At 70.0% G+C, this 15,484-nt stretch carries 12 protein-coding genes; 8 read left to right on the top strand and 4 right to left on the bottom strand.

Annotated elements, in window-relative coordinates; genetic code table 11:
• Positions 1-37: 37 nt before the first annotated feature.
• Entirely contained in the window at positions 38-586 is a 549-nt protein-coding gene (locus OG580_RS26285; protein ID WP_267046118.1) for an NADAR family protein, read from the bottom strand.
• A gap of 175 nt (positions 587-761) precedes the next feature.
• On the opposite strand from OG580_RS26285, the gene OG580_RS26290 reads away from it, so the two are divergent.
• The 6 genes from OG580_RS26290 to OG580_RS26315 all read left to right on the top strand — a co-directional run bounded on the left by OG580_RS26290 (position 762) and on the right by OG580_RS26315 (position 7,980).
• Entirely contained in the window at positions 762-2,276 is a 1,515-nt protein-coding gene (locus tag OG580_RS26290; protein ID WP_267046119.1) for a gamma-aminobutyraldehyde dehydrogenase, read from the top strand.
• Positions 2,277-2,351: 75 nt separating this feature from the next.
• Positions 2,352-3,599, top strand: a complete 1,248-nt coding sequence (locus tag OG580_RS26295; protein WP_267046120.1) for a PotD/PotF family extracellular solute-binding protein — start codon at positions 2,352-2,354, stop codon at positions 3,597-3,599.
• Positions 3,600-3,643: 44 nt separating this feature from the next.
• Positions 3,644-4,801 (top strand): ABC transporter ATP-binding protein, encoded by a 1,158-nt coding sequence (locus OG580_RS26300; protein WP_267046121.1) that lies wholly within the window; start codon positions 3,644-3,646, stop codon positions 4,799-4,801.
• Positions 4,798-5,730 carry an ABC transporter permease gene (locus tag OG580_RS26305; RefSeq protein ID WP_267046122.1) on the top strand — a complete coding sequence of 311 codons (933 nt, stop codon included), beginning with the start codon at positions 4,798-4,800 and terminating at the stop codon, positions 5,728-5,730. The genes OG580_RS26300 and OG580_RS26305 overlap by 4 nt, the downstream gene beginning before the upstream one ends.
• Positions 5,730-6,524 carry an ABC transporter permease gene (locus tag OG580_RS26310; RefSeq protein WP_267046123.1) on the top strand — a complete coding sequence of 265 codons (795 nt, stop codon included), beginning with the start codon at positions 5,730-5,732 and terminating at the stop codon, positions 6,522-6,524. The genes OG580_RS26305 and OG580_RS26310 overlap by 1 nt, the downstream gene beginning before the upstream one ends.
• 37 nt (positions 6,525-6,561) lie before the next feature.
• Positions 6,562-7,980, top strand: a complete 1,419-nt coding sequence (locus OG580_RS26315; protein WP_267046124.1) for an FAD-binding oxidoreductase — start codon at positions 6,562-6,564, stop codon at positions 7,978-7,980.
• 22 nt (positions 7,981-8,002) lie between these two features.
• Here the strand turns inward: OG580_RS26315 and OG580_RS26320 are convergent, their stop codons facing one another.
• Positions 8,003-10,252 (bottom strand): MMPL family transporter, encoded by a 2,250-nt coding sequence (locus tag OG580_RS26320; protein ID WP_267048135.1) that lies wholly within the window; start codon positions 10,250-10,252, stop codon positions 8,003-8,005.
• A 377-nt stretch (positions 10,253-10,629) separates the two neighbouring features.
• Between OG580_RS26320 and OG580_RS26325 the strand changes: the two genes are divergently transcribed.
• Together OG580_RS26325 and OG580_RS26330 are read left to right on the top strand one after the other, a co-directional pair.
• The gene (locus OG580_RS26325) at positions 10,630-11,103 is read left to right on the top strand and encodes a hypothetical protein (RefSeq protein WP_267046125.1); all 474 of its coding nucleotides are present in this window, start codon (positions 10,630-10,632) and stop codon (positions 11,101-11,103) included.
• A 190-nt stretch (positions 11,104-11,293) separates the two neighbouring features.
• Entirely contained in the window at positions 11,294-13,039 is a 1,746-nt protein-coding gene (locus OG580_RS26330; RefSeq protein WP_267048136.1) for a chitinase, read from the top strand.
• On the opposite strand, the gene OG580_RS26335 is transcribed toward OG580_RS26330, so the two are convergent.
• Both OG580_RS26335 and gabT read right to left on the bottom strand, forming a co-directional pair.
• Positions 12,975-13,739, bottom strand: a complete 765-nt coding sequence (locus tag OG580_RS26335) for a phosphatase PAP2 family protein (protein ID WP_267046126.1) — start codon at positions 13,737-13,739, stop codon at positions 12,975-12,977. The genes OG580_RS26330 and OG580_RS26335 overlap by 65 nt on opposite strands.
• Before the next feature lie 157 nt (positions 13,740-13,896).
• Positions 13,897-15,231 (bottom strand): 4-aminobutyrate--2-oxoglutarate transaminase, encoded by a 1,335-nt coding sequence (gene gabT / locus OG580_RS26340; RefSeq protein WP_267046127.1) that lies wholly within the window; start codon positions 15,229-15,231, stop codon positions 13,897-13,899.
• Between the last annotated feature and the right edge of the window lie 253 nt (positions 15,232-15,484).

Below are 15,484 nucleotides of genomic sequence, written 5' to 3' on the forward strand. Positions count from 1 at the left end.
CCCCGCACCCCTCACAGGGGTGCGGGGCCCGCCGCGTTCACCCGCTCCGCAGCCGGTCCCGCGCCTCCATCAGGGCGAAGCCCAGCAGGTTCAGGCCGCGCCAGCGGGCCGGGTCGTGGGCGTGCGGGTCGTCGGCGGCGAGGCCGATGCCCCAGATGCGGTCCACCGGGCTGGCCTCCACCAGGACGCGGGTGCCCGTGCCGAGGAGGTACGCGCGCAGGGCCTCGTTCGAGGAGAACTTGTGGACGCCGCCCTCGACGACGATCCCGAAGCGCTCCCGCTCCCACACCGCCTCGTCGAAGTCGCGCACCAGCCGGCCCGCCTTCTTGGCCTCCGCCGGGGTACGGGCGGTCAGCGCGGCCCGCTCGGCCTCCACGTCCCCGAAGAGGCGGGCCTTGGCTGTCATCATCCAGTGCTCGGCCGTCGCGTATCGCACCCCGTCGACCACGAAGGGTGCGGGCCACCACTGGCTCAGGCAGCTCGCCGAGAGGCGCCCGTCGGGGTGCGGGCGATGGCCCCAGAACAGCAGCCACTTCACACGGTCACCCCCGTTGACCTGCTGTGTCAGCTCGTCGATCTTGTTCATACACGCGAGTCTGGCATCCGCCACGGACACTCCGTACGGAGATTTTCCGGCGCCCTCGACATATGGTCGACCGATTCCGTTGCGTAACCAAAAGGCAACAACGGAATCCCTTGTTGGGGAGGCATCCCCATGTCAGGATCGGCACTCAATTCGAGCTGGGACAACGGAGAGCGTCATGGGCAACCGCTTCCAGGTGACGGACCGCTTCGCGGACGGCGCACAGTACATCGGCGGACGGCTCCGGGCCGGAACCTCCGATCGAGAACACACGATCATCAACCCGGCGACCGGTGAGGGCATCTACACCTACCGGCTCGCCTCCGTCGCCGACGTGGACGAGGCCGTCGCCGCCGCCAAGGCCGCCTTCCCCGGCTGGTCGGGCGCCACCCCGGGAGAGCGTTCCGACGCCCTCCACCGCTTCGCCGGCGTCCTCGCCGACTGGGCCGAGGACATCGCGACGGTCGAGTCGCTCCAGGCGGGCAAGCCGCTCCGGCTCACCACCGAGTTCGACGTACCGGGCACGATCGACAACACCGCCTTCTTCGCGGGCGCCGCCCGCCACCTCCAGGGCCAGGCCGCCGCCGAGTACAGCGGCGACCACACCTCGTACATCCGGCGCGAGGCGCTCGGCGTCATCGGCTCCATCGCCCCCTGGAACTACCCGCTCCAGATGGCGGCCTGGAAGATCCTCCCGGCGATCGCCGCCGGCAACACGATCGTCCTGAAGCCCGCCGAGATCACCCCGCTGACCTCGCTGATGTTCGCGCAGGCGGCCACCGAGGCCGGCATCCCCGACGGCGTCATCAACATCGTCAGCGGCTCCGGCCGGGTCGTCGGCGAGCACCTCGTCGGTCACCCCGACGTCGTCATGACCTCCTTCACCGGCTCCACCCCGGTCGGCAAGCGCGTCGCCGAGGTCGCCACCTCCACCGTGAAGCGGCTCCACCTGGAGCTCGGCGGCAAGGCCCCCTTCGTCGTCTTCGACGACGCCGACCTGGAGGCCGCCGCCAACGGCGCCGTCGCCGCCTCCCTCATCAACACCGGCCAGGACTGCACCGCCGCCACGCGCGCGTACGTCCAGCGCCCGCTCTTCGACGCCTTCGTCGCCCGGGTCGCCGAGCTGATGGAGTCGGTCCGCGTCGGTGACCCCTTCGCGGCCACCACCGACCTCGGACCGCTGGTCAGCCACGCCCAGCGCGACAGCGTCGCCGGCTTCGTCGAGCGCGCCCGCGGCTACGCCACCGTCGTCGCCGGCGGCGAGATCCCGGGGGGTGACCTGAAGGACGGTGCGTACTATCGTCCGACTCTGATCACCGGCGCCGCGCAGGACAGCGAGGTCGTGCAGTCGGAGATCTTCGGACCGGTCCTGGTGGCCCTGCCCTTCGACAGCGACGACGAGGGCATCCGGCTCGCCAACGACACCCCGTACGGCCTCGCCGCCTCGGCCTGGAGCCGCGACGTCTTCCGGGCGAACCGCGCCACGCGGGAGCTCCGGGCGGGCTGCGTCTGGGTCAACGACCACATCCCGATCATCAGCGAGATGCCGCACGGCGGCACCAAGGCCTCGGGATACGGAAAGGACATGTCGGTGTACTCCTTCGAGGAGTACACGCAGGTCAAGCACGTGATGTTCGACAACACCGCGGTCGCCGCGAAGGACTGGCACCGCACGATCTTCGGGGACCGATAGTCACCATCTGCGGCTACCGCCGCGTGGCCACTCCCGCCTGACCAGCGGCGAAACCCTCCCGAAAGGGCACAGCGCATGGAGCAGTACGAGCCCGAAAGCCTCTCCGCCGCACAGCTCGCGGCGGTACAGCGCAGTCTGACGAGCGGCCGGGGCGCCCTCAGCCGCCGTTCGATGCTGCGCGCGGGTGGCGTCGGCGCGCTCACGATCGGCGGTCTCGCCGGCCTGAGCGCCTGCGGCATCCCGCCGGCCAAGCGGGAGGGACAGGGTCCCGCCTCCACCGACGTCTCGGCCAAGGAGAAGAGCCTCGCCTTCTCCAACTGGACCGAGTACATGGACATCAGCGAGGACGAGAAGTCCCGTCCGACGCTGACGGCGTTCACGAAGCGCACCGGGATCAAGGTCAAGTACACCGAGGACATCAACGACAACGTCGAGTTCTTCGGCAAGATCAAGCCGCAGCTCGCGGCCGGTCAGGACACCGGCCGCGACCTGATCTGCGTCACCGACTGGCTCGCCGCCCGGATGATCCGGCTCGGCTGGGTGCAGAAGCTCGACCCGGCGAACCTGCCCAACGCCTACGCGAACCTCTCCGCCCAGTTCCGGCGCCCCGACTGGGACCCGGGCCGGTCCTACTCGTACCCGTGGACGGGCATCTCCACGGTCATCGCGTACAACTCCAAGGCCACCGGCGGCAAGAAGGTCGAATCGGTCTCCCAGCTCCTGGACGATCCCTCCCTCAAGGGCCGGGTCGGCTTCCTCACCGAGATGCGCGACACCGTCGGCATGACGCTGCTCGACATGGGCAAGGACCCGGGCGACTTCACCGACGCCGAGTACGACCAGGCGATCGGCCGGCTCCAGAAGGCCGTCGACAAGAAGCAGATCCGTCGCTTCACCGGCAACGACTACACCTCCGACCTGGACAAGGGCGACCTGGCGGCCTGCCTCGCCTGGGCCGGTGACGTCATCCAGCTCCAGGCGGACAACCCGGACATCAAGTTCGCCATCCCGTCCGCCGGATACATCACCTCCAGCGACAACCTGCTCGTCCCCGCCCAGGCCCGGCACAAGACCAACGCCGAGAAGCTCATCGACTACTACTACGAGCTTCCCGTCGCCGCGCAGCTCGCCGCGTACATCAACTACGTCTGCCCCGTCGACGGGGTGAAGGACGAGCTCGCCAAGATCGACCCCGAGCTCGCGAACAACACGCTGATCCTCCCGGACAAGGCCATGGCCAAGAAGTCGCGCGCCTTCCGCTCGCTCACCAGCGCGGAGGAGACGGCGTACGAGGAGAAGTTCGCCAAGCTCATCGGCGCCTGAGCCCGACGTCGTCCACCTCTCTCACTCCCCTGGGACAGCAACCCATGACTGACAAGAACACCGGCGGCGACGTCCGTCTCACCGGGATCAGCAAGACGTACGGCTCCTTCACCGCCGTCCACCCGCTCGACCTGACCGTCCCGCAGGGCTCCTTCTTCGCCCTCCTCGGCGCCTCCGGCTGCGGCAAGACCACCACGCTGCGCATGATCGCCGGCCTGGAGGACCCGAGCACCGGCACCGTCTTCCTCGGCGACAAGGACGTCACGGACCTCCCGCCGTACAAGCGGCCGGTCAACACCGTCTTCCAGTCCTACGCGCTCTTCCCGCACATGGACATCACCGAGAACATCGCCTTCGGTCTGCGCCGCCGCGGCATCAAGTCCGTGAAGAAGCAGGTCGACGACATGCTGGAGCTCGTCCAGCTCGGCGACAAGGCCCACCACAAGCCGCACCAGCTCTCCGGCGGCCAGCAGCAGCGCGTCGCCGTGGCCCGCGCGCTCATCAACCACCCGCAGGTCCTCCTCCTCGACGAGCCGCTCGGCGCGCTCGACCTCAAGCTGCGCCGCCAGATGCAGCTGGAGCTCAAGCGGATCCAGACCGAGGTCGGCATCACCTTCGTGCACGTCACCCACGACCAGGAGGAGGCCATGACCATGGCCGACCAGGTCGCGGTGATGAACGGCGGCCGTGTCGAGCAGCTCGGCGCCCCCGCCGACCTGTACGAGAACCCGCAGACCACCTTCGTCGCCAACTTCCTCGGCACCTCCAACCTCATCGAGGCCGAGGTCCTGGAGACGGGCTCCACCAACGCAGACGTGCTGGTCACGGCCGGTGGCGGCAAGCTCCGGGTCCCCGGCGACCGCTGTACCTCCGCCGTCCGCCAGGGCGGCAAGGTGCTCGTCGGCGTCCGCCCCGAGAAGATCTCGCTCGCGCACGCCGACGACGCGGGCTCGATCGCCGACGGCCGCAACCGGGTCACCGGCCGGATCGTCGCCTCCTCCTTCATCGGTGTCTCCACCCAGTACGTGGTGAACAGCCCGGCGGGCGCGGAGCTCCAGGTGTACGAGCAGAACATCGAAAGGGACGCGCGACTCCGCCCCGGTGCCGAGGTCGTCCTGCACTGGAACCCGGCGCACACCTTCGGGCTCGACGCGGCGCAGGACATCGACGCCGGTGTGGAGACGGTGGAGGACGCCGGATGAGCACTCCCACTCTCCCGAAGGAGGCTGCGGCGCCGGTCGAGGAACCGGTTCTGCGCAAGCCCTCCGCCCGCAAGCGGCTCGTCCCCTACTGGCTGCTGCTGCCCGGCATCATCTGGCTGCTCGTCTTCTTCGCGCTGCCGCTGGTCTACCAGGCGTCGACCTCGGTCCAGACCGGCTCCCTGGAGCAGGGCTTCCAGGTCACCTGGCACTTCCAGACGTACTGGGACGCCTTCACCGAGTACTGGCCGCAGCTCGTCCGCTCCCTGCTGTACGCCGGGACCGCGACGCTCCTGTGCCTGCTGCTCGGCTACCCGCTGGCGTACCTGATCGCCTTCAAGGCCGGCCGCTGGCGCAACCTGATCCTGGTCCTCGTCATCGCCCCGTTCTTCACCAGCTTCCTCATCCGGACGCTCGCGTGGAAGACGATCCTGGCCGACGACAGCGTCGTCGTCGACGTGCTGAACGCGCTGCACGTCCTCGACGTGACCAGCTGGCTCGGCTGGACCGAGGGCGAGCGCGTCCTCGCCACCCCGATGGCCGTGGTCTGCGGTCTGACGTACAACTTCCTGCCGTTCATGATCCTTCCCCTCTACACCTCCCTGGAGCGGATCGACGGCCGACTGCACGAGGCCGCGCAGGACCTGTACGCCTCCCCGTCGACCACCTTCCGCAAGGTGACCTTCCCGCTGTCGATGCCCGGCGTCGTCTCCGGCACCCTGCTCACCTTCATCCCGGCCGCCGGCGACTACGTCAACGCCGAACTGCTCGGCTCGACCGACACCAAGATGATCGGCAACGTCATCCAGTCGCAGTTCCTGCGGGTCCTCGACTACCCGACGGCCGCCGCTCTCTCCTTCATCCTCATGGCGATCGTGCTCGTCATGGTCACCGTCTACATCCGCAAGGCCGGAACGGAGGACCTGGTCTGATGCGTTGGATCCGTCGGAACCTCGTCGTCATCGCGGGCCTGCTCACGCTCGCGTACATGCTCCTGCCGAACATCGTCGTGATGGTGTTCTCGTTCAACAAGCCGAACGGGCGCTTCAACTACTCCTGGCAGCGGTTCTCCCTGGACGCCTGGAAGGACCCCTGCGGCGTCGCCGACATGTGCGAGTCGCTCTCGCTCTCGCTCCAGCTCGCCGCCTGGGCGACCGTGGGCGCCGTCGTCCTCGGCACGATGATCGCCTTCGCGCTGGTCCGCTACCGCTTCCGGGCGCGCGGCGCGATCAACTCGCTCATCTTCCTGCCGATGGCGATGCCCGAGGTCGTGATGGCCGCCTCGCTGCTCACGCTCTTCCTCAACATGGGGATCGAGCTGGGCTTCTGGACGGTCCTGATCGCCCACATCATGTTCTGTCTGTCGTTCGTCGTGACGGCGGTCAAGGCGCGGGTCATGTCCATGGACCCGCGTCTGGAGGAGGCCGCGCGCGACCTCTACGCGGGCCCCACGCAGACCTTCCTGCGCGTGACCCTGCCGATCGCCGCGCCCGGTATCGCAGCCGGCGCGCTGCTCGCCTTCGCGCTCTCGTTCGACGACTTCATCATCACCAACTTCAACGCGGGCTCCACCGTCACCTTCCCCATGTTCGTCTGGGGCTCGGCGCAGCGTGGAACCCCCGTTCAGATCAACGTCATCGGCACCGCGATGTTCGTCCTCGCGGTACTGATGGTGGTGGCCGGTCAAATCATCACGAACCGGCGCAAGAAAACAGCAACAGCCTGAGCAATAGGCAGCTCAGGCACTGAAGGAGTTGGAAACCATGGCCCCAGTTGCCATGCGTCTCGCTGCACAATCTCTCTCCGACGCCCAGCCCGTCCCCTTCTGGCTGGAAGATCCCGGCAAGCCCGGAGCCCTGCCCGCCCTCACCGGCACCGAGAAGTGCGATCTCCTCGTCGTCGGCGGTGGCTACAGCGGACTGTGGACCGCGCTCCTCGCCAAGGAGCGCGACCCCTCCCGGGATGTCGTACTGATCGAAGGCCGCGAGGTGGGCTGGGCCGCCTCGGGCCGCAACGGAGGCTTCTGCGCCGCCTCCCTCACCCACGGCTTCGGCAACGGGCTCGCCCGCTGGCCGGGCGAGCTGCCGAAGCTGGAGGAGCTCGGCGAGCGCAACCTCGACTCCATCGAGGAGGCGGTCGCCCGCTACTCCCTGGACTGCGACTTCGAGCGCACCGGCGAGATCGACGTGGCCACCGAGCCGTACCAGGTCGAGGAACTGACCGAGATCTACGAGGAGATCGACCGGCTCGGTCTCGCGGACGGCCTCGAACTCCTCGACCGGGACGCCGTCCGGGCCGAGGTCGACTCGCCGACCTTCCTCGGCGGCCTCTGGGACCGCCGCGGCGTGGCCATGCTCAACCCGGCCAAGCTGGCCTGGGGCCTCAAGCGGGCCTGTCTCGACCTGGGCGTCCGGATCTTCGAGAACACCCCCGGCCTCGAACTGGTCTCCGTCGGCGCCGGCATGGGCGTGCGCACCCCGTACGGCCGGGTCCTCGCCGGCCGGGTCGCGCTCGGCACCAACGTCTTCCCTTCGCTGGTCAAGCGGGTCCGCCCGTACACCGTCCCGGTGTACGACTACGCCCTCATGACCGAGCCGCTCAGCCCCGAGCAGCTCGCCTCCGTCGGCTGGAAGAACCGGCAGGGTCTCGGCGACTCCGCCAACCAGTTCCACTACTTCCGGATCACCGCCGACAACCGCATCCTGTGGGGCGGCTACGACGCGATCTACCCCTTCGGCGGCAAGCTCGACGCCGAGATGGACCACCGCCCGGAGACCTACCTCAAGCTCGCCGAGCACTTCTTCCGCTGCTTCCCGCAGCTGGAGGGCCTGCGCTTCAGCCACGCCTGGGGCGGCGCGATCGACACCTGCTCGCGCTTCTCGGCCTTCTTCGGTACGGCACACAAGGGCAAGGTCGCGTACGCGGCCGGGTTCACCGGCCTCGGTGTCGGCGCCACCCGCTTCGGCGGCGACGTCATGCTCGACCTGCTCTCGGGGGAGCGCACCGAGCGCACCGACCTTGACATGGTCCGCTCCAAGCCGCTGCCGTTCCCGCCGGAGCCGATCGCCTGGGCCGGCATCGGCATCACCAAGTGGTCGATGGCCCGCGCCGACGAGCACGGCGGCCGGCGGAACCTGTGGCTGAAGACGATGGACAAGCTGGGTCTGGGCTTCGACAGCTAGGCGGTGGATTCACGCGGCGGGGTCACGGTGTCTTCCGTGGCCCCGCCGCGCCGTTCCCGCCCGCCGCGGCCAGCTCGCCCTCGCCCTCCGTGTCGACGTGCGGCAGGATCCTGTCCAGCCAGCGCGGGGTCCACCAGGCCCACTTCCCGAGCAGGGTCATCACCGCGGGCACGAGCAGCAGCCGCGCGACCGTCGCGTCGATGAGCACGCTCGCGGCCAGACCGAGCCCCATCATCTTCACCACGATGCTGTCGTTGAGGATGAAGGCCGCGAAGACGCTCACCATGATGAGCGCCGCGCAGGTGATGACGCGCGCGGTGATCTCCAGGGCGTGCGCCACGCTCGCCTTCGCGTCGCCGGTGCGCAGCCACGCCTCGTGGACCCGGGACAGCAGGAAGATCTCGTAGTCCATGCTCAGGCCGAAGACGATGGCGAACATCATCATCGGTACGTAGCTCTCGATGGGGACGTCGCCGGAGACTCCGAGCGCCGGGCCGCCCCATCCCCACTGGAAGACGGCGACGACGACGCCGTACGAGGCGGCGATGGACAGCAGGTTGAGCACCGCCGCCTTGAGGGCCACGAGCGGGCCGCGGAAGACGACCAGGATGACGAGGAACGCCAGCGCGACGACGACGGCGATGATGAGCAGCAGCCGGCTGGAGACGATGTCGAGGAAGTCCACCTGCGCGGCGGTGGTGCCGGTGACGTACGTGGCGGCGGTGGTGCCGTCGACGGCCTGCGGCAGGACGTCGTCGGCCAGGTGGTTGGTCAGGGAGGTCGTGGCCTCGTCCTGCGGGGCGGCGACCGAGTAGGCCGTGGCGATCAGGACGTCGCCGTCCGAGGTCGGGGTGAGCGGGGTGATCAGGAGGGCGTCGGGGACCCCGGTGAGTGCCTTCTGGGCCTGGCTCGCCAGGGCGGAGCGGTCGGCCGCGGCGACCGAGGTCTGGTCGATCACCAGCGTCAGCGGCCCGTTGGAGCCGGGTCCGAAGGCCGTGGACATCAGGTCGAACGCGCGCCGGTCGGTGAAGGACTCCGGGTCCGCGCCGTCGCCGATGTGGCCGAGCTGGATGGAGAACAGGGGGATGGCGAGCACCGCGAGGACGACGACGCCCGCGGTCAGGAACGACCAGGGGCGGCGCTCCACACGCAAGGCGTAGCGGTGCCAGGTGCCGTGCGCCTCGCCGGTCGACTCCTCGCTCCCGCCGGTCGACGGCTCGGTCTCGGCGACCGGGGTGCGCAGGTGCAGCCGGTCGATGTGGCGGCCGATGAGCCCGAGCATCGCCGGAACGAGCGTGAGGGCTCCGGCGACGGCGGTGACCACGGTGGAGGTCGCGGCCAGGCCGAGCAGTCCGATGAAGCTCAGTCCGGAGACCCACAGTCCGCCGAGGGCGATGACGACGGTGCAGCCCGAGACGAGGACGGCCCGCCCGCTGGTCGCGGTGGCGAGGCCCGCCGCCGTGACCGGATCCCGGCCGTTCATCAGCAGCTGTCGGTGCCGGGTGATCAGGAAGAGCGCGTAGTCGATGCCGACGCCGATGCCGATCATCGTGGCCAGGGTGGGGGAGACGGTCGCGAAGGTCCACACCGAGGCGAGGAGCCCGAGCACCGCGAGGCCGCAGACGGCCGCCACCAGGGCGGTGACCAGGGGAAGCACGGCGGCGATCAGGCTGCCGAAGCCGATGATCAGGACGATGATCGCGACACCGAACCCGATCGCCTCGCTGGTCCGGTCATCGGCCTCGGGCCGGGCCAGTTCACCCAGCGAACCGCCGTACTCGACCTGGACCCCGGCGGCGCGCAGGGGTTCCACGGCGCTGTCGACCCCGGTCAGGTAGTCGTCGCCGAGGGTGCCGGGCTGGACGTCGAAGCGGACGGTGATGTAGCCGGTCTTCCCGTCGGTGGACAGCGGGCCGACGTTGGGGGTTCCCGCGGGAGGGGCGGGCGGCGGGGTGCCGGGCGCGGGCAGCGGGCTCGTGGCGTTCAGGACGTGCGGGAGCTTCTTCAGCGAGTCCACGGCGGTCGAGACCTGGTCGCCGACGTCCGTGAGCGGTTTGGCGCCGTCGTGCAGCACCACCTGGGCGCTGTAGCCGCCGGCGGCGGGCTCGTGCGCACGCAGCACGTCGAGCCCCTCCTGGGACTGGGTGCCCGGCAGCGAGTAGTTGTCGGAGTACTCGCCGCCGTACGCGTGGTTCAGCCCCACCAGGGCGCCCAGGGCCACGACCCAGGCGACCAGCACGACGACGAAGTGGCGGGCCGACCACTCGCCCATCCGCCGGAGCAGGCCCTTGCCGGAGCGTCGACCGCCCTGACCGGCACCGCCTGGTGCGGTACCACCGGATGGCTGGGGCAACGGCATGCGTACTCCCGTGGCGAGGGCGGTGTGTCCGGGTATGGGCGGAGGCTCATACGAACACGCGGGGGCGGGCGAGCCGGGGAGGCCGCCGATCAGGCCCCCCGGCATCCACCCGATCGGGCGCGCCCGAGGGACGCCGGTGCGCCGGCTGTATCCCCCTGGCGCGACCACCCGCTCGCCGTGTGACGCAGGTCACTCGTGATCGGTGGTCCGAACCCGCGTAATGATCGCCGCCGAGCCCGCTCTCCCCTGTGTGGACAACGCGTCCGCGCAGAGAAGGGAGGCCGGAGGCCATGACTGGTTCGGGGGCGGCCAAGACCGCGGTGGAGTGGCTGGCATCGGTGGCGCCGGATCCCGACGCCTGCAGGTGGGAGTGGGAGCGCAACCCTCACGGGGTCGCGCTGCTGCCCGCCGGCAGGCGCTGGGACGTGCTGATCCTGCCGGGGGAGCTCGGCTATCCCACCCTCGACGTGCTGACCCGTCTGGTGGACCGGCCGGGTCCCGTCCTCGCCGACTTCGGCGACGCCCGGGTCGGCTTCTTCGTCCCGCCGGGCACCGCGGCCCGCTGGCTCGGCACCGGCGTGCGCGGTGCGGGCTCCGGCACCTGGATCGTCGTCCCGTACCCGGGGCGGGCGACCGGCGGGGTCCGCTGGCTGGTGGCGCCGGACGGGGTGGGCACGCTCAACGACACCTCGCTCCTGGAGCTCGCCATGCATGAGGCGGCGGGCCAACTGGCCAGGGGAGAAGGGGGATCGGCCGGGGATTGACGGGCGGGCGGCAGGGGGACGGCAGGGGGACGGCAGGGGTCCCGTGCGCGACAGAGGTCTTGACCACTTGATTGGTCTGGACCATGCTGTGGCGCGCTCCACCTCGATTCCCCCACCCCCGGAGGCAGTTGTGGACCGCACCAGACCCCTCACCCTGCTGTTGGCGAGCGCCCTCGCCGCCGGCGGGCTCATGGCGCTCACCCCTGCGGCGGCCCAGGCCGCCGACGCCGAACTCGCCCGCAACGGCGGCTTCGAGGCCGGCCTCGACGGCTGGAGCTGCACGGCGGGCAGTGGCGCCGTCATCTCGTCACCCGTGCACGGCGGGACGAAGGCGCTCCAGGCAACCCCGGCCGGCAGCGACAACGCCAAGTGCTCCCAGACCGTCACCGTCAAACCCAACTCCTCGTACGAACTGAGCGGTTGGGTGCGCGGCAGCTACGTCTACCTCGGTGCCGCCGGTACCGGCACCACCGACGTCTCGACCTGGACGTCGTCGGCCTCCGACTGGCAGCGCCTCTCGACCCGGTTCACGACGGGCGCCTCGACCACCTCGGTCACGATCTACACCCACGGCTGGTACGGCACCCCCGCCTACCAGGCCGACGACCTCTCCCTCTTCGGCCCCGGCGGCGACCCCGTCCAGATCCCGGCCGCCCCCGCCGGGCTCTCCGCGGGCTCGCCGACCTCCACCACCGTGCCGCTGACCTGGACCGCGGTCTCCGGTGCCACCTCGTACCACGTCTACCGGGGCACCACGAAGATCCAGACGGTCACCGGCACCTCGGCCACCGCGACCGGGCTGACGGCCTCCACCCCGTACACCTTCCAGGTCACCGCGGTGAACAGCGCGGGCGAGTCCCCGAAGTCCGCGACCGTGACCGCCACGACGACCAGCGGCGGCGGGGGCGGCAACCCCGGCCTGCCCGCGCACGCCCTCGTCGGCTACCTGCACGCCAGCTTCGCCAACGGCTCCGGCTACACCCGCATGGCCGATGTCCCCGACTCCTGGGACGTCATCAACCTCGCCTTCGGCGAACCGACCTCGGTGACCTCCGGCGACATCCGCTTCAGCCTCTGCCCCGCCACCGAATGCCCCAACGTCGAATCCGTCGCGGACTTCAAGGCGGCGATCAAGGCCAAGCAGGCCGCGGGCAAGAAGGTCCTCATCTCCATCGGCGGCCAGAACGGCCAGGTCCAGCTCGCCACCACCGCCGCCCGCGACACCTTCGTCACGTCCGTCTCGAAGATCATCGACGAGTACGGCCTCGACGGCCTCGACATCGACTTCGAGGGCCACTCCCTCTCGCTGCAGACCGGTGACACCGACTTCCGCAGTCCGACGAGCCCGGTCATCGTCCACCTGATCCAGGCGGTCAAGACCCTCAAGGCCAAGTACGGCTCGGGCTTCGTCCTGACGATGGCCCCCGAGACCTTCTTCGTCCAGCTCGGCTACCAGTACTACGGCTCCGGCCCCTGGGGCGGCCAGGACCCGCGCGCGGGCGCCTACCTCCCGGTCATCCACGCCCTGCGCGACGACCTCACCCTGCTGCACGTCCAGGACTACAACTCGGGCTCCATCATGGGCCTGGACAACCAGTACCACTCGATGGGCGGCGCCGACTTCCACATCGCCATGACCGACATGCTGCTCACCGGCTTCCCGGTCGCCGGCAACACGGAACGCTTCTTCCCGGCGCTCCGCCCCGAGCAGGTCGCCATCGGCCTCCCGGCCTCCACCCAGGCGGGCAACGGCCACACGGCCCCCGCCGAGGTGAACAAGGCCCTCGACTGCCTCACGAAGAAGACCGGCTGCGGCACCTACCAGACCCACGGCACCTGGCCGACGCTGCGCGGCCTGATGACCTGGTCGATCAACTGGGACCGCTACAACCAGTGGCAGTTCTCGCAGAACTTCGACGCGTACACGTGGAGCTGACCGCCAGGATCAGCACGCCCAGGCAGAGGCTGGCCAGCACGTCCAGCGGCCAGTGAAAGCCCCGTAGGACAAGACCGGTCCCCGTCACCGCCGTCAGCACGGCGGCGACGGGGATCAGCCGGTTCGAGACGAGGAAGGCCGCGCCGAAGTAGGCGACCATCGCGGTGGCCGTGTGGCCCGAGGGGTAGTAGCCGTGAGCCCAGGGTTCCAGGGGGCCCGGGCGGGCCGTCCACTCCTTCAGCGGAATCACGAGGAGCGGTACGAGGGCCATGGCGAGCCCCGCGTACAGCGCGGCGATTCGGCGGCCGCGCCACACCGCGTACGCCATCGCGCAGCCGAGGACCGGAAGGGCGACCGTCATGTTGCCGAGGTCGGAGGCGAGCTCGCTCAGGGAGCGGGGGACCGTGTCCACCAGGGAGCGGGAGACCCGCTCGTCGAGCCTGGCCAAGGGGCCGTGGACGAGCACCTGCCAGGTCACGACGGCGAGGGCGACGAGCGCCGAGAAGAGAGCCGGCCGCCCTGGAACAGGGGGGGTGGTTCCAGGGCGGCCGAGGGGATCGGGCTGCCGCGCGCCCCGGGGGGTGTGGGGCGGGCGGCCATCCGATCGGTGAGGAGTCCCGGAGCACGAGGCTCCAGCGGGGTGCGCCGAGGCGCGGTGTGGACGGGGCTGGGGAGGCTCCGCCCGGGGTGTTTCTCTCATCTGCAGAAACCGTACGCCAGAGAAGAGGGGGCCGACAGCGGGAAGGGCATCCCGCCATCGGCCCCCCACAGAGTCTTCACACCGTGTGTGAGAACCGGACCCGTCGAGCACCGCTCGACGGGTCCGGGCGTGTCGGGCCCACCCGGGCCCGGACGGCTCAGATCTGGGCGAACGCGCCCTCGATGACGTCGAGGCCCTCGTTCAGGAGGTCCTCGCCGATGACCAGCGGCGGCAGGAAACGCAGCACGTTGCCGTAGGTGCCACAGGTCAGGACCAGCACACCCTCGGCGTGGCAGGCCTTCGCCAGGCCGGCCGCGGCCTCCGCGAACGGCTCCTTGGTCGCCGGGTCCTTCACCAGCTCGATGGCGATCATGGCGCCGCGGCCACGGATGTCGCCGATGATCGGGAACTTCTCCTGCATGGCGGTGAGGCGGGCCTTCATGACCTCCTCGATGCGCTTCGCCTTGCCGTTGAGGTCCAGCTCCTTCATCGTCTCGATGGAGCCGAGCGCACCGGCGCAGGCCACCGGGTTGCCACCGTAGGTGCCGCCCAGACCGCCGCCGTGGACGGAGTCCATGATCTCGGCGCGGCCGGTGACGGCGGCGAGCGGCAGACCGCCCGCGATGCCCTTGGCGGTGGTGATGAGGTCCGGGACGATGCCCTCGTCCTCACACGCGAACCACTGGCCCGTGCGGCAGAAGCCGGACTGGATCTCGTCGGCGACGAAGACGATGCCGTTGTCGTTGGCGAACTTCACGATCGCCGGCAGGAAGCCCTTGGCCGGCTCGATGAAGCCACCCTCGCCGAGGACCGGCTCGATGATGATCGCGGCGACGTTGTCGGCGCCGATCTGCTTGCTGATCTGGTCGATCGCCTGGGCGGCGGCCTCGGGACCGCAGTTCTCGGCGCCGGTCAGCCAGCGGTAGCCGTAGGCCACCGGCACGCGGTAGACCTCGGGGGCGAACGGACCGAAGCCCTGCTTGTACGGCATGTTCTTCGACGTCAGCGCCATCGTGAGGTTCGTACGGCCGTGGTAGCCGTGGTCGAAGACCACGACGGCCTGGCGCTTGGTGTACGAGCGGGCGATCTTCACCGCGTTCTCGACGGCCTCGGCGCCCGAGTTGAACAGCGCGGACTTCTTGGCGTGGTCGCCCGGGGTCAGCTCGGCGAGCGCCTCGCAGACCTCCACGTAGCCCTCGTACGGCGTCACCATGAAGCAGGTGTGCGTGAAGTCCTGGAGCTGCGCGGAGGCGCGGCGCACGACGGCCTCGGCGGAGGCGCCGACGGAGGTCACGGCGATGCCGGAGCCGAAGTCGATCAGACGGTTGCCGTCGACGTCCTCGATGATGCCGCCGCCGGCCCGCTTGGTGAAGACGGGCAGCGTGGAGCCCACGCCACCGGCGACCGTGTCGAGACGGCGGGCCTGAAGCTCCAGCGACTTCGGACCGGGGATGGTGGTGACGACGCGCCGCTCCTGCGGGACAGCGTTCATGCGGGGCTCCTGGGGGTGTTCTGGACGCACTTGCGGGTTTCCTCCGCAGGCTAGGTGCGGGGGAGGGGGTGTGGCATGCGCCGATCGGGAGTGATCGCGGGTGTGTCGTTGTCCGGGATGGACATGGCGGCTCCGATTCCCCACCCAAGGGTGAGCGGTTACGCCGGTCGGCGGCGATCGCCCGTACGGGTGGGCGAAACCCCTCCGGGGCGCTCCCGGCCCACTAGATTGACGAGGGCACAGACGCGGCGAC

Source organism: Streptomyces sp. NBC_00094, from assembly GCF_026343125.1.
In the GTDB taxonomy this organism is placed as follows: Bacteria; Actinomycetota; Actinomycetes; order Streptomycetales; family Streptomycetaceae; genus Streptomyces.

Bases quoted from the DNA above. Each gene is read 5' to 3' on its own strand.
- OG580_RS26290 (WP_267046119.1), top strand. From the start codon at position 762: ATGGGCAACCGCTTCCAGGTGACGGACCGCTTCGCGGACGGCGCACAG.
- OG580_RS26300 (WP_267046121.1), top strand. From the start codon at position 3,644: ATGACTGACAAGAACACCGGCGGCGACGTCCGTCTCACCGGGATCAGC.
- OG580_RS26320 (WP_267048135.1), bottom strand. From the start codon at position 10,252: ATGGGCGAGTGGTCGGCCCGCCACTTCGTCGTCGTGCTGGTCGCCTGG.
- OG580_RS26315 (WP_267046124.1), top strand. From the start codon at position 6,562: ATGGCCCCAGTTGCCATGCGTCTCGCTGCACAATCTCTCTCCGACGCC.
- OG580_RS26285 (WP_267046118.1), bottom strand. From the start codon at position 586: ATGAACAAGATCGACGAGCTGACACAGCAGGTCAACGGGGGTGACCGT.
- OG580_RS26295 (WP_267046120.1), top strand. From the start codon at position 2,352: ATGGAGCAGTACGAGCCCGAAAGCCTCTCCGCCGCACAGCTCGCGGCG.
- OG580_RS26305 (WP_267046122.1), top strand. From the start codon at position 4,798: ATGAGCACTCCCACTCTCCCGAAGGAGGCTGCGGCGCCGGTCGAGGAA.
- OG580_RS26325 (WP_267046125.1), top strand. From the start codon at position 10,630: ATGACTGGTTCGGGGGCGGCCAAGACCGCGGTGGAGTGGCTGGCATCG.
- OG580_RS26330 (WP_267048136.1), top strand. From the start codon at position 11,294: ATGGCGCTCACCCCTGCGGCGGCCCAGGCCGCCGACGCCGAACTCGCC.
- OG580_RS26310 (WP_267046123.1), top strand. From the start codon at position 5,730: ATGCGTTGGATCCGTCGGAACCTCGTCGTCATCGCGGGCCTGCTCACG.
- gabT (WP_267046127.1), bottom strand. From the start codon at position 15,231: ATGAACGCTGTCCCGCAGGAGCGGCGCGTCGTCACCACCATCCCCGGT.
- OG580_RS26335 (WP_267046126.1), bottom strand. From the start codon at position 13,739: ATGAGAGAAACACCCCGGGCGGAGCCTCCCCAGCCCCGTCCACACCGC.